Origin of the sequence: Rhodococcus sp. AD45-ID, assembly GCF_003023755.1 — a bacterium.
GTDB lineage: Bacteria > Actinomycetota > Actinomycetes > Mycobacteriales > Mycobacteriaceae > Rhodococcus_F > Rhodococcus_F globerula.
Genome location: NZ_PYHL01000003.1, coordinates 530,759 through 552,486, shown reverse-complemented (window position 1 = coordinate 552,486; position 21,728 = coordinate 530,759). Strand labels below are relative to the sequence as shown.

General features: G+C 60.6%; 19 protein-coding genes. 7 read left to right on the top strand and 12 right to left on the bottom strand.

The genetic code is table 11. From position 1 onward, the window contains the following. Positions 1–14: 14 nt before the first annotated feature. The 4 genes from yidC to C7T36_RS26685 all read right to left on the bottom strand — a co-directional run bounded on the left by yidC (position 15) and on the right by C7T36_RS26685 (position 4,570). Complete coding sequence (yidC, locus tag C7T36_RS26700; RefSeq protein WP_045068877.1) at positions 15–947, bottom strand: membrane protein insertase YidC; 933 nt, start codon at positions 945–947, stop codon at positions 15–17. 115 nt (positions 948–1,062) lie between these two features. Then, positions 1,063–1,362, bottom strand: coding sequence for a DUF6412 domain-containing protein (locus tag C7T36_RS26695; protein ID WP_033234006.1), 300 nt, complete (start codon positions 1,360–1,362; stop codon positions 1,063–1,065). Between the two features lie 28 nt (positions 1,363–1,390). Then, positions 1,391–2,239 carry an alpha/beta fold hydrolase gene (locus C7T36_RS26690; protein ID WP_084702970.1) on the bottom strand — a complete coding sequence of 283 codons (849 nt, stop codon included), beginning with the start codon at positions 2,237–2,239 and terminating at the stop codon, positions 1,391–1,393. A 168-nt stretch (positions 2,240–2,407) separates the two neighbouring features. Then, complete coding sequence (locus C7T36_RS26685; RefSeq protein ID WP_239654768.1) at positions 2,408–4,570, bottom strand: LuxR C-terminal-related transcriptional regulator; 2,163 nt, start codon at positions 4,568–4,570, stop codon at positions 2,408–2,410. Between the two features lie 361 nt (positions 4,571–4,931). Here C7T36_RS26685 and C7T36_RS26680 point away from each other — a divergent pair, with 361 nt between their 5' ends. The 3 genes from C7T36_RS26680 (at position 4,932) to C7T36_RS26670 (ending at position 8,068) form a co-directional block, all read left to right on the top strand. Continuing rightward, a complete protein-coding gene (locus C7T36_RS26680; RefSeq protein ID WP_033234005.1) occupies positions 4,932–5,657 on the top strand; it encodes a GntR family transcriptional regulator in 726 nt (241 codons plus the stop codon). Positions 5,658–5,762: 105 nt separating this feature from the next. Further along, positions 5,763–7,334: an NCS1 family nucleobase:cation symporter-1 gene (locus tag C7T36_RS26675; protein WP_033234004.1), complete on the top strand. Its 1,572-nt coding sequence runs from the start codon at positions 5,763–5,765 to the stop codon at positions 7,332–7,334. 5 nt (positions 7,335–7,339) lie between these two features. After that, entirely contained in the window at positions 7,340–8,068 is a 729-nt protein-coding gene (locus tag C7T36_RS26670; protein WP_045068874.1) for an aspartate/glutamate racemase family protein, read from the top strand. Between the two features lie 18 nt (positions 8,069–8,086). Here the strand turns inward: C7T36_RS26670 and puuE are convergent, their stop codons facing one another. Genes puuE through C7T36_RS26655 form a run of 3 tightly spaced genes read right to left on the bottom strand, consistent with a single transcriptional unit; the run spans position 8,087 to position 11,253 of the window. Beyond that, entirely contained in the window at positions 8,087–9,001 is a 915-nt protein-coding gene (puuE, locus tag C7T36_RS26665) for an allantoinase PuuE (RefSeq protein ID WP_045068872.1), read from the bottom strand. A gap of 16 nt (positions 9,002–9,017) precedes the next feature. Further along, complete coding sequence (alc, locus tag C7T36_RS26660; protein ID WP_045068870.1) at positions 9,018–10,004, bottom strand: allantoicase; 987 nt, start codon at positions 10,002–10,004, stop codon at positions 9,018–9,020. 4 nt (positions 10,005–10,008) lie between these two features. Next, positions 10,009–11,253: a DUF6986 family protein gene (locus C7T36_RS26655; RefSeq protein ID WP_033234000.1), complete on the bottom strand. Its 1,245-nt coding sequence runs from the start codon at positions 11,251–11,253 to the stop codon at positions 10,009–10,011. Between the two features lie 197 nt (positions 11,254–11,450). Between C7T36_RS26655 and C7T36_RS26650 the strand changes: the two genes are divergently transcribed. From C7T36_RS26650 to C7T36_RS26640, 3 genes are all read left to right on the top strand, one after another. Then, positions 11,451–12,350: a pseudouridine synthase gene (locus tag C7T36_RS26650; RefSeq protein ID WP_106939840.1), complete on the top strand. Its 900-nt coding sequence runs from the start codon at positions 11,451–11,453 to the stop codon at positions 12,348–12,350. 76 nt (positions 12,351–12,426) lie between these two features. Then, positions 12,427–13,962 carry a CYTH and CHAD domain-containing protein gene (locus tag C7T36_RS26645; RefSeq protein WP_045068866.1) on the top strand — a complete coding sequence of 512 codons (1,536 nt, stop codon included), beginning with the start codon at positions 12,427–12,429 and terminating at the stop codon, positions 13,960–13,962. A 49-nt stretch (positions 13,963–14,011) separates the two neighbouring features. After that, positions 14,012–14,902, top strand: a complete 891-nt coding sequence (locus C7T36_RS26640; RefSeq protein WP_045068863.1) for a universal stress protein — start codon at positions 14,012–14,014, stop codon at positions 14,900–14,902. 48 nt (positions 14,903–14,950) lie between these two features. On the opposite strand, the gene C7T36_RS26635 is transcribed toward C7T36_RS26640, so the two are convergent. Beyond that, positions 14,951–15,688, bottom strand: coding sequence for a VIT family protein (locus C7T36_RS26635; RefSeq protein WP_045068861.1), 738 nt, complete (start codon positions 15,686–15,688; stop codon positions 14,951–14,953). 123 nt (positions 15,689–15,811) lie between these two features. Here C7T36_RS26635 and C7T36_RS26630 point away from each other — a divergent pair, with 123 nt between their 5' ends. Then, positions 15,812–16,570: an SDR family NAD(P)-dependent oxidoreductase gene (locus tag C7T36_RS26630; RefSeq protein WP_033233997.1), complete on the top strand. Its 759-nt coding sequence runs from the start codon at positions 15,812–15,814 to the stop codon at positions 16,568–16,570. A gap of 4 nt (positions 16,571–16,574) precedes the next feature. Here the strand turns inward: C7T36_RS26630 and C7T36_RS26625 are convergent, their stop codons facing one another. The 4 genes from C7T36_RS26625 to C7T36_RS26610 form a co-directional block, all read right to left on the bottom strand. Continuing rightward, on the bottom strand, positions 16,575–17,207 hold the full coding sequence (locus C7T36_RS26625; RefSeq protein ID WP_033233996.1) for a TetR family transcriptional regulator: 633 nt from the start codon (positions 17,205–17,207) through the stop codon (positions 16,575–16,577). Positions 17,208–17,282: 75 nt separating this feature from the next. After that, positions 17,283–18,701 (bottom strand): putative lipid II flippase FtsW, encoded by a 1,419-nt coding sequence (ftsW, locus tag C7T36_RS26620; protein ID WP_033233995.1) that lies wholly within the window; start codon positions 18,699–18,701, stop codon positions 17,283–17,285. Positions 18,702–18,859: 158 nt separating this feature from the next. Continuing rightward, on the bottom strand, positions 18,860–20,230 hold the full coding sequence (locus tag C7T36_RS26615; RefSeq protein ID WP_045068858.1) for a uracil-xanthine permease family protein: 1,371 nt from the start codon (positions 20,228–20,230) through the stop codon (positions 18,860–18,862). Between the two features lie 65 nt (positions 20,231–20,295). Further along, positions 20,296–21,660 (bottom strand): 8-oxoguanine deaminase, encoded by a 1,365-nt coding sequence (locus tag C7T36_RS26610; RefSeq protein WP_045068856.1) that lies wholly within the window; start codon positions 21,658–21,660, stop codon positions 20,296–20,298. Between the last annotated feature and the right edge of the window lie 68 nt (positions 21,661–21,728).

The following is a 21,728-nucleotide window of genomic DNA, read 5'->3' as shown; positions in this document are numbered from 1 at the left end:
AGTGCTGATTTTCGTCACGATTTCCGTTTTGCCTTGGTCTGCTTGGCACCAGGAAGAGGCGCTGTGGACGCGGAGCCTGGCGGGATCTGCACATCTGCCTCGCGCTGCTCCGCCGCAATCCGGCCGTACACAAAATGCTGTTGCGCGAATGTCCAGCAGTTGTTGCTCACAAAATAGATCAGGATCGCGACTGGCACAAACGCACCGAAGGCAACCACTCCGACCGGAAACACCCACAACGCGAGTTTGTTCATGATCGCCGTTTGCGGGTTGACGGTCCCGGTGTCCACCTGCCTCGCGATGGATGCCCGCGACGTGAAGTGCGTCGCCACCGCGGCAAAGATCATCAGCGGAACTGCGACCAGAACTATGGACAGCCGGGTCACATCGCCAAACGCCTCCAATTGCGCGGCCGGACTCGAAATCATCGCCGACAGCGGCGCCCCGAACAGCTTCGCATCGAGAAACGACTGCACATCCGAGGCACTGAAAAAGTAGTTGGCAGTGTTCGCGTTGTCGGCGATGGACATGGGTTCGGTAGGGCTGAGGAACGGGACGTGGGTAGCCGCTCCCGTCCGATTGAACGACCGCAGAACGTGATACAAGCCGATGAAGACCGGTGCCTGAATGAGCATCGGCAAACATCCGAGCAGCGGGCTGTAGTCGTGTTCTTTCTGGAGCTTCGCCATCTCCGCGGCAAGCTTCTGATTGTCGCCGGCGTACTTCTTCTGCAATGCCTTGATCTGCGGTTGTAGTTTCTGCATCACCAGCTGCGTGCGGACCTGTTTGACAAACGGTTTGAAAAGAATCGCTCGGAGCGTGAAGACGAGAAACACCACGGACAGTGCCCAGACGACACCGCTGTCGGGTGCTCCCGAAACCAGGGAGAAAACCTTGTGCCAGAACCACAAGATTCCGGATACCGGGTAATAGATGAAATCAAGCATGATGAATGAACCTCACCAAGAGGCACGCTCGAGCAGAATGCGAGCGCGGGGAATGGTCGTGGGCTGAGCTTCGCTGACCGACCTACGACGGGTTTCTCACCCGCGCAGCGTCAGACTACAGACCGATTCCCGGAGCTCGGGGCTGCGGACGACCTGGGGCGTCCGGGCTGCTCTGCCTGCGGAAAGACCCACGCAGACAACGCTCGTCACGGGCCGGCCCACTCGACGAGCGCGCAAACAGTTGCAGAAGCTCGCTGCGGGGCGACGTCGCCAATGCGGCAACAACAAACACAGCAATCGCGGTTCCCAGAACCGCGGCACTGCCTGATGAACCGAGCGGTGGAGTAGCGAGCATCGCGATGAACGGCAGCAGAAGCAGCAACAACGATCGCGTCGCCGTTCCCTGCCTGTTCATGGATTCGAAGATACACGGTAGTTGGCGGTCAACCGACGAGTTCTGTGGCCGAATCGGAAAGCACGTGCGTCAATAACTGCCCGAACAGTTCGGCGTCGTCGATCAGCCAGTTGTGGTTGCCACGAACTTCGTGAACTCGAGGATCTACGAGGGCGGCACGAATCGCGTCGAAGCTTGCGCGTGGGATCACCTGATCGCCGACGCTCCACAGCATCGACACCGGCATCGCACGTTCTGCCATCGTTTCGAACAGTGCGATGAGATCGGCGTTCCTGGCCAGGTTCGCCGTGCGCCACAACGAACCGGCATTGCGGACCGCATTGGGAACTACCTCGTCCAACAGCAACTGCATAGGTCCACGGGCCGGGAAGGTCGCAATGGCTTCAGCTATCGCCGAGCCGCACCAATTCAACAGCGGTCGCTGACGGATCGGGTACTCGCGCCCGGACGAATGTGACCACGCACCACCACCGACCGAGTTCACCAACACCAGCTGGGAAACCAGGGTCGGGCGATCATGTGCCACCGCTGCCGCCACTCCACCACCGAACGAATGTCCCACGACGGTTACCGGACTGTTCACCCCGATCGCGTCGAGAAATCGACCCACCCACTTCGCGTAGCCGTCAAAAGTGCGATCGCTCGGCTCGAGTTCTGCGCTGCCGCCGAGTCCGGGAAGTGTGGGCGCGATCACGCGAAAACCCCTATTGACCAGCGATGCAAGCGACGAACGATACGCACGCGGCGACAAGCCCCACCCATGCAGAAAAACAACCAACTCGCCGTCCCCGCCTGCCGCGAAGTCCACGCTTCGCGAGTCGACCACGGCTGTGTCCCATTCGATGGACGCATCGGGGTCGGCGGTGTTGACGGGCATGATCGGATCCAGTTTCTCGGTCGGAAAGTGCGGTTGGCACTCGGTCGACCTCGACACTGCCGTGCATCCGACCTCTGAGCGACGGCCGAACTACCTGGATCGGTACCTGGATTTGTACCTGCGTTTCGGGCACTGCGGTGACGACCTGGTGTTTTGCAGTAGAAGCCCTCACGGCCGATCTACGGATCGCGCAGCGCCTTGCGATTCCTCTTCGTGTGCGTGAGAAACTGCCCACGCCGCGATCTGCGCCCGGGAATTGAATCCCAGTTTTGTCAGCACATGCTCCACGTGCCCCTGAGCGGTGCGCACCGAGATGAAGAGGCGCTCTGCGATAGCGCGGTTCGTGAGGCCCTGAGCCACGAGTTCCGCAACTTGCTGCTCGCGGCGTGTGAGTCGAATTGCCTCGCTCGACGATGCAGCCTGGGCACTGCGACGCTCGTCGAGTGCATACGCAACGGCTTCCATTTCGGACATCACAATCCCTCTGTGAAACTCCCTGTCGAAAGCACTCTCCCCCAGAGCCTTTCGAGCACTCTTCATCGCCTTGTCGCGGAAACCCGACAACCTCGAGAGCCCGGTGAGCGGCCGCCCGATCTTCTGCCAGCACATCTCCGCGGCGCCGAGCAGAATCGCTGCATGCTTCCAATCACGTTGCGCTACAGCAGTCCACGCCAACGATTCAACACACCATGCGGCGTTCATCGAAGAATTGTCAGTTCGCAAACTACGTGTCGAATAGTCACTCGCACGCGCGAAGTCACCCCGAAGCCACGCAACGAGTCCGAGAAACCCCAGTGTCTGGGCCTGATACGTCACTTCGTGCAGGGGCACGGTGATCTCGAGACACTCGTCGAAACACTCCACCGCGCGCTCCAGAGAACCGGCAAGAATATATGCGAGACCGAGGACGCCCAAACCGATCACCACGTACTGCAGATTTTCGTCGAAGCGAGACATCGCCAGAGCAGATTCCAACTTCGCTGTAGCAGTGTCGAATTCACCCGCAGATGCATTGACGTACCCGTCCGCCCACGCTGCCAGGGCTCGCGAACGCACGTCTCCCACGACCTCGGCAAGGCGCCAACCCTCGTCGACCAATTCGCGTGCACGCAAGTAATCGCCCTGCATCGCATGCGCCGCTGCGCCTCCGCACAAGACGTCCGCGCGATACATGTCCGTCTCGGCGGCTGTGGCGTCAAGGGTTCGATCAGCCCAGTACCGCAGCGGGCCGATCAGGCCGTCAGCCACCCACAGTTGGTACAAGGCGGCAACTATTCGAGTCGCAGACCGCACCTGTCCTGGCGTCGAAATCGAAAACTCCAGCGCGTCGTCGACATTGCGCTGTTCACGCCTCAACCATGCGATCCATTCGGCCTGCCTGCTGCTGATCCAGTCGGAATCCGCTCGGACAGCAAGATCTTCGAACCAATCGCGATGGCGGCGATGCACGTCGAACTGCTCCCCGGTGGCCTCCAACTTTTCACTCCCGTACTCCCGGAGAAGATCGAGAAGACGGTAGCGAACGACACCGTCGGATTCCTCACGAATGAGGATGGACTTCTCGACCAAGCCGGTGACGATATCGAGCACTTCCGTCGAACTCATGTCCTGCCCGCACACACCTTCGGCAGCATCGAGGTCGAACCCACCCGAGAACACGCTCAGCCTTCCCCACAACCGTTGTTCCAGCGGCGAGCACAGGTCATAGCTCCAATCAATCGACAAACGAAGCGTCTGCTGACGACTCGGTGCGCCACGTCCACCCAAGGTGAGGAAACGGTAACGATCCGAGAGCCGATTCATGATCTGCTCCACAGACATACCCCGCAGACGGGCGGCCGCCAACTCGATCGGCAACGGCAATCCGTCCAGATCCTGGCAAATCCGAGCAACAGCATCCTTGTTCTCGTCGGTCAGCACAAAGCCCGGAACAACGGACGCCGCGCGCTCGGTGAACAGCGACACGGATTCGTACTGGGCAAGGCCCTCGAATTCGCGCGACTGTTGCTGTGGCGTCGTGAGCGAGGGAACTCGCATCGTCACCTCACCGCCCATTCCCAGCGATTCTCGACTCGTCGCCAGAATCTTCACCCCGGCGCACCGACGCAGAATCTCACCGGCAAACCGCGCAACCGAATCCACCAGGTGTTCACAGTTGTCGAGCACCAACAGCAGACTCCGATCGGCGCAGTAGTCGATGATCGCGTGCAGCGGATCCGACGAGACCGGCCGCACACCGAGCCTCACCGCGACGTAGTCATCGAGTAATTTCGGATCAGTCTGCTCGCCCAGTTCCACCAACCAGACCCCGTCGCGGAATGCTCGCTGCACCGTGCTCGCCAGACGGATGGCAAGTCGTGTCTTACCTACCAGTCAAGGTCAGTAGACGCGATTCCTCGAACAACCTTCTGGCCTCGGATAACTCGCGTCGACGTCCGACAAAACTGCTCAGCTCATGGGGCAGATTCCCGATCACGCGCTGATCGGTCGCGCCCCGCGCCGCGGGTACCATCGACCGTCTCACTTCCTTCTCGAACCTTTTCAACGCTACCCCGTTCGTCCACGTCTGCGCCGTTCGCACAGGGAGAATCATCGGCTCGTTCGATTCGTGGCAGCTACGTAGTTGTCACGCACACGCAACATCGAGTTTCTACTCTGTTTCTACGCATAACAGACGAGAAGGGAGTTCGCCATGGCACCGCGCCGTAGATCAGTGCTGCTGACGCAATTGGTGATCGATACTCCCGGAAGTCCCCAGCAAGCAATCCTCGACGAACTGCGTCGAGTCATTCTTTCCGGATCGGCGCCTCCGGGCACACCCATTCCGCTGGCCGAAGTCGCCGAGCGCTTCGGGGTCAGCCGAATACCCGTCCGGGAGTCACTCAAGACGCTGGTCGGTGAATCGCTGGTCGATCACCGACACCAATTCGGATACACCGTCGCGCAACTGACACCCGCCGAACTGCGTGAAATGTACATAGTCCGCGAGACCTTGGAATCTGCTGCGCTCAGCGTTGCCGTCGAACAAGCAACCAAGGAGGACCACGCTCACGCCGTCGAGGTGAACTCGAGACTCGAAATCGCTCTGCGCTACGACGACTCACACTCGTATCACTGCGAAAGCCGTAACTTCCACTTGGCGCTGACACGGCCGTCGAACATGCATCGCCTTCTACACATGTTCGAGGCGGCCTGGAACATCACCGAACCGGTCCAGCCGATGGTTCACGTTGCCGGCGTCGATCGAACCGTCCTCCATTCCGATCACACCGCGATGCTCGATGCGTTCTTGAGACGCGATACGGAAGCACTGCTGGCCGCATCCGAGATTCACCACAACCGACTCAACTCTGTGATCGCAACACTGCCGACCGACACCGGACTGCTCGCCGAAAAAGATATACCGATCTCGCAATAGTTGTGCAACACAAGCTGGATATCTTTCTCTCAACACAGTTTTCACCACTGGCGCTGAGAGCGTGTGCACCTTCCCCTGCCTTCTGCCCGATGCACAGGAGCTGTCATGACCGATATCCTTCCGACCACAACCGCAAGCGCCGCGCCGCCGACCGGACCCGGCCACGGGGACCTCGTCGAGGCCGCCGGGCATCCTGTCGGTAGCGGCTTGATCAAACCCGACTACGACCCGCGATTGACCAACGAGGATCTGGCACCGCTACGTAAGCAGACGTGGACGTCGTACAACATCTTCGCGTTCTGGATGTCCGACGTGCACAGCGTAGGCGGGTATGTCACGGCCGGAAGCCTTTTCGCGCTGGGGCTAGCCAGCTGGCAAGTACTGGTTGCACTACTGGTCGGCATCACCATCGTGTACTTCTTCTGCAACCTTGTCGCCAAACCCAGTCAGGCAACCGGCGTTCCGTATCCCGTGATCTGCCGTAGTGTGTTCGGCGTCCTCGGAGCGAATATCCCGGCGATCATCCGCGGCCTGATTGCTGTGGCCTGGTACGGAATTCAAACGTTTCTCGCCTCAGCGGCCCTCGATGTCGTGCTCATCAAGCTCTTTCCCTCCCTCGCGCCATACGCCGTGGTCGAGGACTACGGATTTGCCGGCCTATCGGCCCTTGGCTGGGGCAGTTTCATGCTCCTGTGGGTACTGCAGGCATGCGTGTTCTGGCGAGGCATGGAGTCGATCCGCAAGTTCATCGACTTCTGCGGACCGGCCGTGTACGTCGTCATGTTCATGCTGTGCGGCTATCTCATCTACAAAGCCGGTTGGAGCGCAATAGATCTCACTCTCGGTGACGTCAAGTACGACGGCTTCGACGCGGTGCCGGTCATGCTCGGCGCTATCGCTCTCGTGGTCTCGTACTTCTCCGGGCCGATGCTCAACTTCGGTGACTTCTCCCGTTACGGTAAGTCCTTTGCGGCAGTCAAGAAGGGCAACTTTCTGGGCCTACCGGTTAACTTCCTCGTGTTCTCCGTGCTGGTTGTCGTCACCGCCTCGCTGACCCTCCCGGTTTACGGCGAACTGATCACCGATCCCGTTGCCACAGTCGCTCGTATCGACAGCACGTTTGCGATTGTTCTCGGCGCCCTGACCTTCACCATCGCCACCATCGGCATCAACATCGTCGCCAACTTCATTTCACCGGCATTCGACTTCTCCAACGTCAGCCCACAGAAGATCAGCTGGCGGGCCGGCGGAATGATCGCGGCAATCGGATCCATCCTCATCACGCCGTGGAACCTGTACAACAACCCCGACGTCATCCACTACACACTGGAAACCCTGGGAGCGTTCATCGGACCCCTGTTCGGAATCCTAATCGCCGACTACTACCTCGTGCGCAAGCAGAAGGTGATCGTGGACGAACTGTTCAGCATGTCGCCCACCGGAACCTACTGGTACAGCAAGGGTTACAACCCGGCAGCCGTCATTGCCACCGTGGTGGGTGCCGTTGTCGCGATGGCCCCGGTGCTCGGCAAGGATCTCACCGGGATGTACACCGCAGCGCAGTACAGCTGGTTCATCGGCTGTGGGCTCGGATTTGCCGTCTACTACTTACTCGCCACCCGCACGTCACTCGCGGTCAAGAACGTCCCCGCTCCCGAACCTGCAGAGGTCAGCTGACCATCGTGAAGATCAAGGTGATCAACCCCAACACCACGTGGGCGATGACCGCCAAGATCGAGGAATGTGCCCGGGCCGTCGCAGGCCCGGGCACGTTCGTCGACGCGGTCAGCCCCGCAACGGGTCCGGCGTCCATCGAAAGTCACTACGACGAGGCACTCAGCGTTCCAGGAATTCTCACCGAAATCGCAACTGGCGAGATGGACGGCGTCGACGGCTACGTCATCGCGTGCTTCGGAGATCCGGGATTGGACGCCGCCCGAGAATTAGCCACCGGCCCAGTTGTTGCGATCGCCGAAGCCGCCATGCATTACGCCAGTTTCCTCGGCCGCGGATTCTCCGTCGTGACCACGTTGGGCCGAACCCGTGGCCGTGCAGCTGATCTGGTGGAACGCTATGGCATGGGTCGGCATTGTCTCGGCATTCACTCTTGCGAAATCCCGGTCCTCGACTTGGACTACAATCCGGATTCCCGAAAGGTCATCCTGGAAGCATGTTTCGACGCTCTGGATCGTGATGGCTCGGACGCGATAGTTCTGGGCTGCGCGGGCATGGCAGATCTGTGCCGCTCCCTGTCCGACGAACTCGGGGTGCCCGTAGTCGACGGGGTCACAGCCGCGGTGACGATGGTCCAGTCTCTTGTCACCCTCGGCCTGTCCACAAGTGCGCGGAACGAATTTGCCCGCCCGATACCGAAGCCGTACACCGGCATACTGGCGCCGTACGGACTCTAGCTGCGCAGGACGCCCTCCCTAGGCGGGATGTACAGCCTTCCAATGCTCAGCAATGTCGATCCGACGCGAAATCCACACCTTCTCATGTGACTGCACGTGGTCGAGGAATCGCTCGAGGGCCGCAGCGCGGGCGGGGCGGCCGACTATGCGGCAGTGCAATCCGACCGACAGCATTTTCGGTGCCCCGGCGGCCCCCTCGGCGTAGAGCACGTCGAAGGCGTCACGCAGATGCGCAAAAAACTGATCGCCACTGGGAAAGCCTGCCGGAGAGGCGAATCGCATGTCATTGGTGTCGAGTGTGTACGGAACCACCAGATGCTTCACCGACTCCTCGCCTCGAGGCACGTCGACCCAGTACGGCAGGTCGTCGGCGTACGAATCCGAGTCGTAGACAAATCCGCCATGCTCTACAACCAGCTCACGGGTGTTCGGTGAATCACGTCCGGTGTACCACCCGAGCGGGGCGGACCCCGTCAGATCCCGAAGGATATCGACGGCTTCGGCCATATCCGCGCGCTCACGCTCGACGTCCGCCGACTGATATGACAACCACCGCAGTCCGTGGCACGCTATCTCGTGACCGAGTTCACCAAAAGCGCTGACCGCCTCAGGGTTACGCTGCATGGCACGCGCCACCGCAAAAATTGTCAGCGGGAGATTGCGTCGCTCGAAGATCCCGAGAACTCGCCACAATCCGGCGCGAGATCCGTACTCGTACAGCGATTCCATGCTCATGTGGCGGTTCGGAAACGCCTCTGCCGGAGTCATTTCCGACAGAAACGTCTCCGAGACGTCATCACCGTCGAGGACGTTACGCTCGCCGCCCTCCTCGTAGTTGAGCACGAACTGGACCGCAATCCGCGCGTCGCCGGGCCAATGCGGGTGGGGAGGATTCTTGCCGTACCCCACCATGTCACGCGGATAGTTGTTCATGGCAACAACTTTACCGTCATTGCCTGTCGAGCACAGCTCGAGCTGCCGGTGTCAGAGTTCCGAAAACACGCAGTCGAGCGAGCCCACCGTCCGGGAAGACATCCAACCGTACATCGGTCACCGGGACGTCGCTCTCGATCAGGAAGCGATGACGCGTATCCGGCCGGAACGTGGTGCGCGGCAACAATTCGATCCATTCGCCGCTCGGCGTGCGTCCGGTCAGCGCGCCGGCACCTGGAGCGTTGCCGAGGAAGTACGACGTGTCGATCTCGACAAAACTCAACGAACCTTCGCCGGCAAGTTGCACTTGCACCCAATCGTTTCCGTCGTCGCGGCGGCGCGCAGTCTCCCAGCCGTCACCCATCGATGCTGCTCGACCGGGGAACAGAATGTTCTGCGGTGAGCTGTAGAACATGTTGGAACAGTCGGTTACTCGTCCACCGTTCTCGAGTGCTGCAAGATCGAGCGGCCCGGCATCGAGGAACCGTGGATCCGGGCGTGCTTCACCGTGCACGCGGAAGCGGGCAACGCCGCCGTCCGGGTAGATGGTGAGCTTGACGTGGGTCCAGCGCTGATCCGAGCTCACGTCGAACGGATTCTCCGAGTCACCGGCGACCGCGGAGCGCTCGACAATCGTCTGCCAGTCGGCCGAGAGCGCCAACTCTGCCGGATCCGGATACCCGTCGACACTGATCGCTTCCACCGAAATCTCGGGCGGGTAATTGCCCTTGAACCACGCTGTATCAACCACAACGCCGTGGACGACGCCCGGAACACCGAGTCGAACAATCGCTTCGTCGTGGCCGGCGACGCGACGTCGACGGGTTTCCCAACCGTCGTAGACCTGCCCTTTATGGCCGAATGTCGCGGGTTGGTATCCCGCCTTACCCGGTCGGATCAACGCTTCACGCTCGGCAAATGCCTCGTCATTCGCCCAGATCACAGCGCCGCCAAGCGTCCGCAACGCCAAGTCCGGATAAGCGGTGAAATCAGTGGTTGTCATAGATTCAGTTCACTCCTGTGTTGACAGTGGTTCGTCCCACCAAGCTTCGTAGCGAGGCTGTATCGGCAGAGGGCGCAAGAGCAAGAACGCCGGCCTCGGCAAAGGCACCCGCGTCCAGCCCGCGCAGGACAACGGCAGCCAATGCCTGCGCTGTTGCCGGCTCGTCCATCACACTCCCACCCTGACGATCGAGGTAGGCCTGAATTCGCGGCGCTGCGGCGGTCAAGGCTCCGCGGTAGAAGTTTGTCGTGGCGAGCCATCGCGTCACCAGATGCCCGGGATGCATGTCCCAGCCCTGGTAGTAGCCACGCTCGAGCGATCGCATGACAAGCCGATGATGCCGTGTAATGGCGTCGTGAATCATTTCGGGGGTTCCCACCGGGGCAATCTGCGTGGAACCGTCGCACACCCACACCCCGGTCTGAGCGGCTGCGGCGAGCATCACCGCCTTGGCATGATCTGCAACGGGATGCTCGAGCGATTGAAAGCGCGATGCGATTCCGCATGCGGCACTGTAATCGTAAGTACCGTAGTGCAATCCGGTCAGTCGACCCTCACTGCGATGAATAGCCGGCGCAACCGCAATGGTTCCGTCCGCAGCAATCACAGCCTGCGGACTTTCGATCTGCAGCTCGAATCGCAGGGATCCCGTCGCCAACCCGTGGGCCTTCTCCAACTCCTCGCACAACAGCACCGTCGCGGTAACCTGCTCTACCGCACGAAGTTTGGGAACGGTGAATACAAATCCAGCTGGCACTCCACCGGCGGCGTCCAGAACCAATTCGAGAGTGCGAATGGATCGCCGACGCTCACTCGCCGGCATTCCTTTGAACCTGATGCCGCACCAACTCGGACCGTACGGGTCCGCACTGATCGCTGCCAGGGTCCGACCTGCGTTCCGCGCGGCGGCATCCTCTTCCTGGTCCTCGCGTCGCCCGTATCCGTCTTCGAAATCGATCCGTAAGTCCTGGACGGGTGTGCGACCCAACAGAACACGGACATCGTCGAGTGCATTCTCGGTGTCGAGATCGGCAAAAACATCAACATGGGCATCAAGCAGTTCGATTGCCTGCTCACCCCACGACCGCGGAGTATCGACACCTGCGTCGGCAGCACTGACGTACACGGTGTGCACCGGTTGAATCTCGTCGCGGTTGCCGGGGTACTGGCTTGCGAGTCTCGAATCGACGGGGTCGAGCAACTGTGCCAATCTGTCGTGAACAGCTGTGGGAAGGCGAGGCTCGGTCATCGACCAATAGTCGCAGACTGTGGGTTAGCTCGCAGTTTCGTTCAGGTTACGTCGGCACGCTTATCCGTAACATCAACGCCCGAATACGCAGGTCAGCACTGTGCGGTGTTCGACGTCACAAGCTTGATTCTCGATTACCCACACCCGATCTGTCGTGGATGGCTCGAATACCCGGCCAGAGCGCTACCGTCGAAGATGTGTCTCGATCTCCGCTCCCCGTCCGCGACGGCCTCAACCCCAGCCGCATCCGTCAACCCGACACGGGAACGTGGGAAACCACGCTCGACTATCTACTCGAGCGGTTCCCGCAGGACGCTGTGCGACTGCGGGAGAAAGTGGCCGCCCGCGAGGTTGTTGACGAGAAAGGCGTCGGAATCGACGAAAAAACCGCGTTTGCGCCCCGCCGCTTCGTCTATCTGTACCGCGACCCGCCAATCGAAGCACGAGTTCCTTTCGAGATCGACATCCTGTACCGCGACGACAACATCCTCGTTGTCGACAAGCCTCATTTTCTGGCCAGCACTCCGCGCGGACGCTACATCGCGGAATCCGCGTTGGTTCGACTTCGCCGAGACCTCGACCTCCCCGAGCTCAGTCCGGCGCATCGACTCGATCGCGTAACTGCCGGGCTGCTCCTCTTCACCGTGCACCAGCAGGCCAGGCGCGGCTACCAGACGATGTTCGCCGATCGCCTCGTCTCCAAGGAATACGAAGCAATCGCACGCTACGACGCCGACGTCGCGACGCCTACCGTCGTGCGAAGCCGCATCGTGAAGGAACGCGGAGTACTCAAAGCCCGCGAGATCGACGGCGATCCCAACAGCGAATCGCGTATCGAACTGATCGAAACTCACGGCGAGTTTGCGCGCTATCGACTGATTCCCCATACCGGCAAGACGCACCAACTCCGTCTGCACATGACATCGGTGGGACTACCCATCCACGGCGACAACTTCTACCCGGATTTTTACGACGTTGCTGCAGAAGACTATTCGAACCCACTCCGCCTGCTGTCCCGTGTGCTCGAGTTCGACGACCCCGTCAGCGGCGAAACCCGCCGATTCGAAAGCCGCCTGACGCTCGCATGGCCAACCTGAAAGCGCTCGCCCTTCCCTGCGCCATCGTTACCGACAAGGATGGACGCAGTTACATCGCACCGCACAAGGAGATCAGATGAGCAAGACCGATGCAGTACCCGGAGCTGTCCAGGAAGTCGAGCGCAAGTACGAAGCACCTGCAGAGCAGGAAGTTCCGGCACTGGACAACCTGCCCGGGGTAGCCGGCGCACCGGTCCACGACTCGATCCAACTCTCCGCAACGTACTTCGACACCGCCGACTATCGGTTGCTCGCCGAGAAGATCACACTGCGCAAACGTGAGGGTGGCGACGACGCCGGCTGGCATATGAAACTTCCTGGCGCCGGTGATGCCCGAACCGAAATCCAACTGCCGCCCGACGACGGAACTGTCGTACCCGAAGCATTGTCAACGCTGGTCCGAGCGATCATTCGTGGCAACGACCTGGTACCCGTCGCCCTGATCATCACCGACCGCGAGCGCACCAGGCTCAACGACGCCGACGGCACGCTTCTCGCCGAAGTTGTTTCGGACACCGTAATTGCCTGCAAAGCAGACGGATCCGGAGAGTCCACGTGGCAAGAAGTCGAGGTCGAGCAAGGAGCGGGCGGGCAACCACTGGCCGATGCCATCGAAACCCTGCTGTTCGGCGCCGGCCTCGAGCGCTCGGAAAGCCCGTCCAAGCTGAAACGTGCGCTTGGCACCTCCGTGACACCGCACTCCGCACCCGAAGCCACCACCACGAAGTCACCCACCCCTCGGATACTGCTGCGCAACTACCTGATCGAACAGATCCGCGCACTCACCGACGCGGATCTCGGAACCCGTAGGCGCAGCGAGGAAGCCGTTCACGACTTTCGCGTCGCCGCGCGTCGGATTCGCAGCGCACTGCAGTCGTACGCCGGACAGTCACCGCGGACCGATGCACTTGTCGACGACCTACGGTGGTTGGGCGGCAAGTTCGGTGATGCCCGCGACGTCGAGGTGCAGTGGCAGCGACTGGTCGACCGCCTCGGCGAAATCGACATGCCCGAGCAGGAAGCCGTACGGGCCCGGATCGACGAATACTTCTCTGCCCGAGCAGAAACCGCCCAGGGAATTGCACTCGACACACTGAATTCCGAACGTTATCTGACCTTGCTCGAGAACCTCGACGCGTACGTCGTCGATCTGGAATTCGACGCGATCGGTCGACGCACCGACAAGAAGATCTCCTCCAAGGAACTGGCGAACACCCTGCAGCATCTCTCGCACAAGGTCGGCAAACGAGTCGACAAAGTCGCCGAAGCGACGTCACGCGCGGACCGCGACGAGAAAATCCATCGAGCGCGCAAGGGCGCCAAGCGGATGAAGTACGCGATCGAAGTGATGAAACCGTCGAACAAGCATCGCGCCAAACGAGCGCTCAAGCATTTCAACCACTTCCAGGATGTTCTCGGCGAGCACCAGGATTCCGTTGTCGCCGGTCACCATCTGCTGGAAATGGCGTCGGAGCACGAGCACACCTCACTCACCAGTTTCAGCTTGGGAATGGTGTACCGACGCGAACTCGACATCGCCGACGAGCAAGCCGCACTACTCGAGAAGACATGGAAGGAAGCAGCAAAATCATCAGCAACGCTGTGGCGATGAGACATCATCGGAACAGTTGACGGATCTCGAACCACCTGAGGGAGTAAGCATGGACACACTTGCCGGACACCAGGACATCGTTGTCGGCGTCGACGGTTCCGAGGCATCGATCGGTGCCGCGAAATGGGCCGCGGCCGTTGCTCAGGTGGTCAATGCACGGCTGATCCTGGCGCATGCGCTGCCTCAGGAAGGCCCGATCTACAGCCCCGCCGCCGTGATGTTGCAGTCGCAGTTCCTCAATCAGATCCGCGAGGACGGCGAAGCGATCATCGCGGCGGCGTCCAGCGCTGTGGCAGAGAAATTCCCTTCGCTGGATATCGAGTCCAACATCGCGCCAGGTCCTCCGACAACACATATCCTCGAATCGGCCGGCACAGCTCGGTTGATCGTCATGGGTTCCACCGGAGCCGGCGCGCTGCGCTCACGTCTACTCGGATCGACCGCCCTCAAGGTCGCCAACCATGCAACCTCCCCGGTTACCGTCTGGCGGGGAACCGTCGAAAACCCCGGGCCTGATCAGAGACCCGTCGTGGTCGGTATCGACGGAAGTCCGTTGAGCAAGAAGGCCGTCGAGCATGCCTTCTGGTTTGCCGACGAGTTCGAAGCACCCCTCATTGCGGTGCACACGTGGCAAGGTGCGTCGACCTTCCGTGAAGGTGGCGCCGGAATCCTCATCGACTGGGAAGCCGTCGAACAAGAGGAGTCCGCATTGTTGGCCGAAAACCTTGCCGGAATGGCCGAGCAGTACCCTGACGTGCCGGTCACTCGAATCAGCGAACCCGGCGCAGCCGCCCCGGTCATGCTGAAATACGCCGACGACGCCCAACTTCTGGTGGTCGGCAGCCACGGCCGAAGCGCAATGGCCGGCGCAGTAATGGGATCGACGAGCCAGAACCTGCTGCACCATGCGCCGTGCCCGGTGATGGTCGCTCGCGCCTGACTGCTGTGCGCCTTTGTCAACCGCCCGCGGTTAACAAAGGCGCACAGCTCAATCGAGCCCGGTACCCACCAACTGGCCGACGCCGTACGTCACGGCCATCGCCAGAGCGCCGCCGAGAACCACCCGCAAGATCGCTCGGGTCTTACGGGCGCCGCCGAGCGTCGCGCTGATCGTGCCGGTCAACGCCAGCGCGACAAGCACCGCGAAAAACGCTATGGGAACCCGGGTTCCCGTTGGCGGCAAGAGAATCGCGATCAACGGAATGGCTGCACCAATGGTGAAGGACACCGCCGACGAGATTGCTGCATGCCAGGGGTTCGTCAGGTCGTTCGGATCAATCTTCAACTCGACTTCGACGTGCGCCGCGAATGCGTCGTGTGCGGTGAGTTCCTCGGCTACCTTGGTGGCGGTCTCGGCGCTCAAACCCTTTGCCTCGTAGTTCGAGACAAGTTCCGCGAACTCCTGCTCGGGCATTTCCTGCAGTTCTCGTTTCTCTTTCTTCAGCAGCGCGCGCTCGGTATCGCGTTGCGCGCTGACAGAGACGTATTCACCGAGAGCCATCGACACCGCTCCGGCGACCAAGCCCGCAAAGCCTGCGGTGAAGATCGCGGAACGTTCGGTTGTCGCGGCTGCGACACCGATCACCAATCCCGCAGTGGACACGATGCCGTCGTTTGCTCCGAGAACCCCGGCGCGAAGCCAGTTCAAACGGTTGTTGAGGCTGGGGATCTGCGGTTCGGATCCGTCACTCGGCACTTCTCCGGCCACCTGCACGCTATCGGACATAACACTGAGATTAGGGTTCCACTCCCGTCTGCGATAGCAATCTGAGCCTGTCCTACCCGCGCCAACCAAGCACTTGCTAGGTTGAATGCGAAGACCATCAACCGCGGAACCCGGGAGACAACCATGAATGCAGTGCGCACCGTTTTGATCAGCGGCGGAACCGGCGGTATCGGCTCTGCAATCGCCCGCACACTCGCCGCCCGCGGACACGACGTCGCCTTCACCTATCGCAGCAATGCGGATGCCGCCGAACAGCTGTGCACAGAAATCCGATCACTCGGAGTCCGCGCACTTTCCTACCCGATGGATCTCGATAGCGAATCGTCCATTGCCGCGGCGGCGCGGTCCGCGATCGACGATCTCGGATCATTGACAACTCTTGTGCACGCAGCGGGACCACACGTTCCGATGACCCACCTGTCGCGAGTCTCCCCCACCACGTTCGCCGAGCAGTTGAATCAAGAAGCCGCAGCATTCTTTACCCTTGTACACACGGCCTTACCGGCGCTGCGCGCATCGTCGGGATCCGTCGTGGCAGTCACCACAGCAGCAACCGACCGCTTCCCGGTCCGCGACGGGCTCTCGGCTGGTACCAAAGGCGCTGTGGAACAACTGGTCCGCGGCTTTGCCGCCGAAGAAGGGCGCTACGGCGTTCGCTTCAACGCCGTCGGCCCCGGCATGCTGACCGACGGCATGGCCGAAAGACTCATCGCGTCAGCCGATCTCGATCCAGCCGCTCTCGACATCACCATGAGTCGAATTCCGCTGAAGCGATTCGGGTCCGCGACCGACATCGCCGAAGCCGTACATTTCCTCGCGAGCGATGCCGCCGGTTTCATCAGCGGCCAGAAACTCAACGTCGACGGCGGATACTCCGTCTGACGGGCTACCCGCCCAACTTACGAAACACCAAGCGCACGGCAAGTTCCAAGTGCGCCATCACCTGATCGCTGGTCATCCGGCCGGCGACCCACGACACGAGAGAAGACATCCAGACGTCGTTGATGACCTTCACCGCATCCATCTGTTGCTCGGAAATCTCCTCGACACCGATCGACTTCGCGAACATCTCCGTCACGACGTCACCCAGTGCGTTGAGTTCCGGGGTCGCCGACGCGTCCGCAAACATGTACGCGCGAACCAGCGCCTCGTAACGAGGATGATCGGTCTCGAGGATTTCCGTGTTCTTCCTCAACACGAACAGAATTCGATCCGACGGAGTTTCCCCCGGGATTTCGTAGTCGTGAAACCTGTCGCGCAGACCCTCGAACATCCATACCAACGCCACGACCAGCATGTGATTCTTCGACGGGAAGTACCGATACACCGTCCCGATCGCCACGCCGGCCCGCTCGGCAACCGACCTCATCTGGACCGCGTCATACCCACCCTCGGACGCGGATTCCATTGCAGCGTCGACAATCCGATGGAAACGTGCTCGCTGCGACGGCGTCGTACGACGCCCGATCACCGAGCTTCGTTCCACCACAGACTGATCCAGCTTATCGCCACCTGCCATGCCCACAACCTTCTCCGACGCCGATTTCAGATTCCAATGTAGTCGCCTACCGGGGATCTCGACGCCCGACGGTAATCAGGAAGCGCGCCGGGGACGGGTGCCGCCGCGATACTGACGGTCGTCGTCGCCGTCACGTCGGACGGAACGTCGTCGATCGGGTTGACTGCTCCGGCGTGGTTCCGGCTGCGCCGGCCGCCTGCGTTCTTGCTGTGGGGATCGGCGCGCTTGCTCTCCTCGACGTTGCTGCTGCGGGCGTTCGCGCACTCGACCCTGCGGCGCCTTCTTCGGCTTCTTGGCTTCACCGAATCGAGGTTTGCCGAACACGAAGGGCACCCAGCCACGGCTTGCGCTTTCGAGCGACGCGACCGCCTCCGGCTCACGGAACGCAGCGTGCGCGATCAGCCCGAACATCAGCAGTGTCGTGATCATCGACGTACCGCCGGCCGAAATGAGCGGCAGCTGCAACCCGGTGACGGGAATGAGCCCGACCACGTACGCGATGTTGATGAAGGCCTGCATCACGATCAACGTCGTCGCAGTTGCCGTCATGACCTTGAGGAAGGGATCTGTGGACCGCTTGGCGATCCTCAGCCCGACAACGAGGACAGCAGCAAAGAGCGCCACCACGATGAGCGCACCGATCAGGCCGAGTTCTTCCCCGATAACCGCGAAGATGAAGTCGTTGTGTGCCTGCGGAAGATAACTCCACTTCGCGTCGGACTGCCCGAGTCCACGACCGAAGATACCGCCGTTCGCCAACGCATATTTTGCCTGAGTGCTCTGAAAATTCAGTCCCTGCGGATCCAAGTCCGGATTGAGATAGGCCTTGATTCGATCCGAGCGGTAGCCGGCAGTAAGCGCTAGGACAAGGAACGCCACCCCGGACCCCACGGTCAACATGACAAACGTTCGCAACCGGAACAGCCCGAACCACAGCACCGACATGAAGATGATGCCGATGGTGATCGTGGTGCCGAGGTCCTTCTCCAACACGACAAGAATCAGGACGAGAAGCGTCGTGCCACCGATGACCGGCAGAGCCCGGTTGACGTCGATACGTGCGTTGAGGAACGACGCCACCGTCGCTGCCGACCAAATTGCAAGGGCCAGCTTCGCAAGTTCCGACGGCTGGAATGAAATTCCAGCGACAACAAACCAGCTACGCGCACCCATTTGTTCCGAACCGATTCCCGGAATAAGGACCAGCACAAGCAGTATCAGGCAGAAGATCAGAAGCCAGGGCGAATATTTGCGCATCAGCTCGGTCGGAACTCGCACGACGGCCACAAACAGGACCAGACCGATGGCGGCGAACATGCACTGCGGCCAGAACCGCGCGTACGACGTACCGGACAGGACATACGATTCGACGCTCGACGACGACAGCACCATCAGCAAACCGAAAGCCACGATCAGGACGACCAAGCCGACGATCATGTGGAAGTCGGACAACGGCCGACTGGTCCACGTCGTGGCGCGGGCGCGGAACTTCATGGACTCGCGGCCAGTTTTGTCCGAGGAGCTGCGCGAGTTAGCTGATTCGCTGCTCCCACGACGCTTCCCTTTGCCATCGCTCCGATCGGTCACCACACCAGTATCGTCCCACGACTTCTAACTCGTGGGTAACACTGGTCTCACAGGCCACACCGTTATCACAGTGTGCTCTTACTTTTCCGGTTACCTCGTCGAGCTAGCGCATTCGGAATGACGACAAAGAGACATTCGAGCACGATTGCAACGACGGCGCCGACAACGATGCCCTGAGTCGCTAACTGCACTACGAGTTCCGGCCACACCCCGACAAGCGACCCGGTGAGCGCCGGCACTCCGAGTCCTGCCATCAGCGCGAGCGGGGCAATCAGATTGTGCGTCGAGTTACCACGATCACGAAACGCTGCCTGCGCCCCGGTAATGACGACCGTCGCGGCCGCGGGTAGGAAGAGTCCACCGATGACCGGCGCCGGCGTCGTGACCAGAACTGCCGCGACTTTGGGAAACATCGCGAGTGCGATCATCATCAACGCGGCAACACGGACCACAAATCTGCTTCCGATGCCGGTAATCCGAACGACACCAAGATTCTGGGCGTACGCGGTCGTACCGAACCCGCCGAACAGAGCCGACAACATCGAGCCTCCTGCCTCGCCCGCCACACCCGCGTTGATCTGTCGCTCCGTCAGAGGGAGTCGCGTCAGACGCGCTGTTGCTTCGTAGATCCCTATCGCCTCGACTACGGCCACGAAGAACACGATGCACATGGTCACGGTGATGCCGAGATCAAAGGTCAACGATCCGTACGGGAGTAGCGTCGGGAATCGAAGCCACGGTGCCGCCGACACACCGGAGAAGTCGAGACGCCCCAACGCGAACGCGAGGAGGTTTCCCACGACAAGTGCGATCAGAAAGCAGAATGAGCGAAATTTACCGGTAAACATTCCGCCGAGAACAACAACAGCGGTAGTCACGGTTGCGATGAGAATCGTCGAGGGCGTAGCAAAGTTCTCGGTGCCCGGCATACCGAAGAATTCCTGGATAGTGAACCCGGCCAACGACAGCCCTACCAGCAGAATGATTGTCCCCGTGACAGCGGAACTCAATACTCTGCGAATCTTCCCGAGAACGCCTGTAGCAGCAGCCAACAGAACAATTGCGGCGCCGATCAACAAACCGGTACCCGCGGCGGCGAGGGAACCCGCCTTCGCATATGCGATCGCCAACGGAGAGAAAGCCGACGACGGGCCCTCCACCACAGGTAGCTTGACCAGCTTGGTGGTCTGCAGGAGCGTTGCAACTCCAGCCGCCAGGAGCGTCGCCGTCAGGAGATTGGTGGACAGGGCAGCTCCGAGACCTGCTGCACTACCGATGAACAGCGGATCAAGCCACACGTTCGAGACGAGCAACTGTTGCGCACCTAAAGCGACCTTCCTCGGCAAGGGAATCGATTGTTCGGTATCGATCGTGAGATTCTGATCGGCACCCTCGACTGACAGGTTGCCGTCCGTACTTTCATGTGACAAAGGCATGGGTGATCTCGATTCGAGTCAGGTTTCGTTGCGGAGGACTGAAAAGTGAAGGAAAAGCTCTCGTTTCAGAGAAGCGACTGCATCCGGCGTGCATGAGTGTCGTGCGTTCGTAGAACACCGGCCACAGCGGAATCACACAATTGCCCACCATCGACCAGGACCTTGCCTGCGACGACCGTCGTACCGGCCCGCGCAGGTCCACACCGAAGCCAGGCTTCGACCGGATCTGTCAGCGCGCCCGCCAAAGCCAACGGCTCTGCTTCCCACACAACAAGATCCGCACAGGCGCCGACGCGCAAGTGGCCGATCTCGTCATCCCACCCCAGACAGGTGGCGCTACCGCGGGTTGCCATGTCCAGGACATCGCGCGCAGTCATCGATGCCGGCCCATTCCTGAACCGACCGAGCAACAACGCAGTTCGCGATTCGAGCCACATCGACCCGTGATCAGTGGATGCCGATCCATCACATCCGAGTCCGACCGGCATACCGATGCCGCGCAACAACGACGCATCGGCACTGCCACCACCGATCATCATGTTGGAACTGGGGCACTGGACCGCGCTGACTCCGGCTGCAGCCAGACGAAGCTGCTCGGATGAACTCGGATAGATGAAATGCGCCACCCACGTACGTGATCCGGCCCATCCTGTTCGTTCGAGATATTCGACCGGAGTACACCCGTATGTCTGAAGGCAATACGCATGCTCGTCCATGTCCTCGGCGAGATGACTGTGCAGCCGGACGTCGTACGCCTCGGCCAGTTCTGCGCTCTCACGCATCAGTTCTTCTGTCACCGAAAATGGTGAGCAGGGAGCTAGAGCTACGCGAGTCAGCGCACCTGGATTGGGATCGTGATACTTCTCGATCAGTCTCACACTGTCGGCGAGAATCGTATCTTTGTCCTGAACAACAGATTTCGGAGGAAGTCCGCCGTCCACAGTAGAGCGTGTCATCGAACCTCGCGTTGCAAGGAACCTGAATCCGAGTTGGGTGGCCGCCTGAATTTGTGCGTCGATCAACTCTGGTCTCGGATGGACATACATGTGATCCATCGACGTCGTGCAGCCTCCCAGGAGAAGCTCCGCCATCGCCACATAAGTCGACGCGTGTACTGCTTCCGGTTCGAGTTTCGACCAGATGGGATACAGAGTTGTCAGCCACTCGAACAGAGTGCCGTTTACCGCAGGCGCGAAGGACCTCGTGAGGTTCTGATACATGTGGTGGTGTGCGTTGACCAAGCCTGGTGTGACCAAACGTCCTGCGGCATTTATCTTCCGATCTGCGCTGGGCTCGGCTGATCCAGTAGGACCGAAGGAATGAACGCGTCCATCCACAACCGCCAACCAGCCGTCTGCCAGTTCGGTATTGCGGTCAATGTACAGATACGCGTGAGTGATCAGAAGATCTACATGAATGTGTGGCGACATCGATTCGCACCGCTCTTCTCTCGGGACGTAGACAGGGCGCAACGAACCGCGCAACAGTTGCGCGGGGC

Coding starts and splice junctions, on each gene's coding strand:
- yidC (WP_045068877.1), bottom strand. CDS start 947: ATGCTTGATTTCATCTATTACCCGGTATCCGGAATCTTGTGGTTCTGG.
- C7T36_RS26695 (WP_033234006.1), bottom strand. CDS start 1,362: ATGAACAGGCAGGGAACGGCGACGCGATCGTTGTTGCTGCTTCTGCTG.
- C7T36_RS26690 (WP_084702970.1), bottom strand. CDS start 2,239: ATGCCCGTCAACACCGCCGACCCCGATGCGTCCATCGAATGGGACACA.
- C7T36_RS26680 (WP_033234005.1), top strand. CDS start 4,932: ATGGCACCGCGCCGTAGATCAGTGCTGCTGACGCAATTGGTGATCGAT.
- C7T36_RS26675 (WP_033234004.1), top strand. CDS start 5,763: ATGACCGATATCCTTCCGACCACAACCGCAAGCGCCGCGCCGCCGACC.
- puuE (WP_045068872.1), bottom strand. CDS start 9,001: ATGAACAACTATCCGCGTGACATGGTGGGGTACGGCAAGAATCCTCCC.
- alc (WP_045068870.1), bottom strand. CDS start 10,004: ATGACAACCACTGATTTCACCGCTTATCCGGACTTGGCGTTGCGGACG.
- C7T36_RS26655 (WP_033234000.1), bottom strand. CDS start 11,253: ATGACCGAGCCTCGCCTTCCCACAGCTGTTCACGACAGATTGGCACAG.
- C7T36_RS26645 (WP_045068866.1), top strand. CDS start 12,427: ATGAGCAAGACCGATGCAGTACCCGGAGCTGTCCAGGAAGTCGAGCGC.
- C7T36_RS26640 (WP_045068863.1), top strand. CDS start 14,012: ATGGACACACTTGCCGGACACCAGGACATCGTTGTCGGCGTCGACGGT.
- C7T36_RS26635 (WP_045068861.1), bottom strand. CDS start 15,688: ATGTCCGATAGCGTGCAGGTGGCCGGAGAAGTGCCGAGTGACGGATCC.
- C7T36_RS26630 (WP_033233997.1), top strand. CDS start 15,812: ATGAATGCAGTGCGCACCGTTTTGATCAGCGGCGGAACCGGCGGTATC.
- C7T36_RS26625 (WP_033233996.1), bottom strand. CDS start 17,207: ATGGCAGGTGGCGATAAGCTGGATCAGTCTGTGGTGGAACGAAGCTCG.
- ftsW (WP_033233995.1), bottom strand. CDS start 18,701: ATGAAGTTCCGCGCCCGCGCCACGACGTGGACCAGTCGGCCGTTGTCC.
- C7T36_RS26615 (WP_045068858.1), bottom strand. CDS start 20,230: ATGCCTTTGTCACATGAAAGTACGGACGGCAACCTGTCAGTCGAGGGT.
- C7T36_RS26610 (WP_045068856.1), bottom strand. CDS start 21,660: ATGTCGCCACACATTCATGTAGATCTTCTGATCACTCACGCGTATCTG.